Here is a 1,187-nt window from a genome sequence, read left to right as displayed (position 1 = left end):
ATATAAGTGCGGGAATTATTACAAATCCTCCACCAACCCCCATTACAGCTGCTAAAAATCCAGCAAATGCTCCAATCCCTACAGGTACCAAAACTGAAACTTCTGTAAACTGGAATTTCATTTTAAATGGCAAATTATCAATAAAATACTTTAACTTTGATTTTTTCTCTTTTTTTTCTTTTCTTAAAACGTCTAAAAACATTGTAATTCCAGTAAAACCAAGATAAAAAGTATATAAAGATAAAACAAAAGTTCTAAAATACCCTGCATCTTCAAGTATTTTTGAGAGAAAAACACCTACTGAACCTCCAGCAAACCCAGATAGTACCATTACCCAGCCCATTTTCAGGTCTATATTTTTGAGCCTTAAATGGGCTAAAAAACCAGAAACCGTGGCACCAACCATCTGAGCAACAGAAGTGCCAACAGTAACTATTGGAGGAACTCCTAACTTTATAAGAGCAGGGTTTAATATTATTCCACCTCCAATTCCCATCAGGCCGGATAAAAATCCAACAACCAGTCCAAGTAAAATAATGTAAAATATATTTATCTCAATACCTGCAATAGGAAGGTATATTTCCAAAACTTGTCCTCCAAAATAAGAAGTTATAAAAATATTAGGATATTTTATCAAACTAACAATAATCAAGTATAAGGAGGTTGTAAAAAGTATGATAGGAATCATTATGGGAAGTGATTCAGACCTGCCGATAATGAAGCAGGCTGCAGAAATTTTGGAAAATTTTGGAGTTGATTATGAAATAACTATTATTTCAGCTCATAGAACACCTGAGAAAATGTACGAGTATATGAAAACATTGGAAGAAAGAAACATCAAAGTTGTTATTGCAGGTGCAGGAGGAGCAGCCCATTTACCGGGTGTGGCAGCTGCACTTACCCATCTTCCGGTTATTGGGGTTCCTATAAAAACGTCCTCTTTAAATGGTCTTGATTCTCTTTTATCTATCGTTCAAATGCCGTCTGGTATACCAGTTGCAACAGTTGCTATAAACAATGCAAAAAATGCGGCATTACTTGCTTTGTCTATGTTGTCAATCTCAGACATTGAAATAGCTAAAAAACTAAAAAGGTATAGAGAAGAATTAAAAAATACAGTGTTAGAAAAAGCTGAAAAACTGGAAAAGTTAGGATATGAAAAATACTTAGAGGAAATGTAGTTTGAG

The 1,187-nt window shown here is 34.2% G+C and carries 2 protein-coding genes; one reads left to right on the top strand and one right to left on the bottom strand.

Annotated features, from left to right (window positions below; all coding sequences use genetic code 11):
- A partial coding sequence (locus HG1285_RS00715) for a sulfite exporter TauE/SafE family protein (RefSeq protein WP_032497250.1) occupies positions 1–586 on the bottom strand: 586 nt, incomplete at its 3' end.
- An 88-nt stretch (positions 587–674) separates the two neighbouring features.
- Here HG1285_RS00715 and purE point away from each other — a divergent pair.
- A complete protein-coding gene (gene purE, locus HG1285_RS00720) occupies positions 675–1,181 on the top strand; it encodes a 5-(carboxyamino)imidazole ribonucleotide mutase (RefSeq protein ID WP_008289581.1) in 507 nt (168 codons plus the stop codon).
- Positions 1,182–1,187: the final 6 nt, after the last annotated feature.

It is taken from the genome of Hydrogenivirga sp. 128-5-R1-1 (genome assembly GCF_000171895.1).
The sequence above is the reverse complement of the archived record's forward strand: the minus strand, read 5'-3'. Positions and strand labels throughout refer to the sequence as shown.

Excerpts from the sequence above, each read along its gene's own strand:
- purE (WP_008289581.1), top strand. The coding sequence starts at position 675 with ATGATAGGAATCATTATGGGAAGTGATTCAGACCTGCCGATAATGAAG.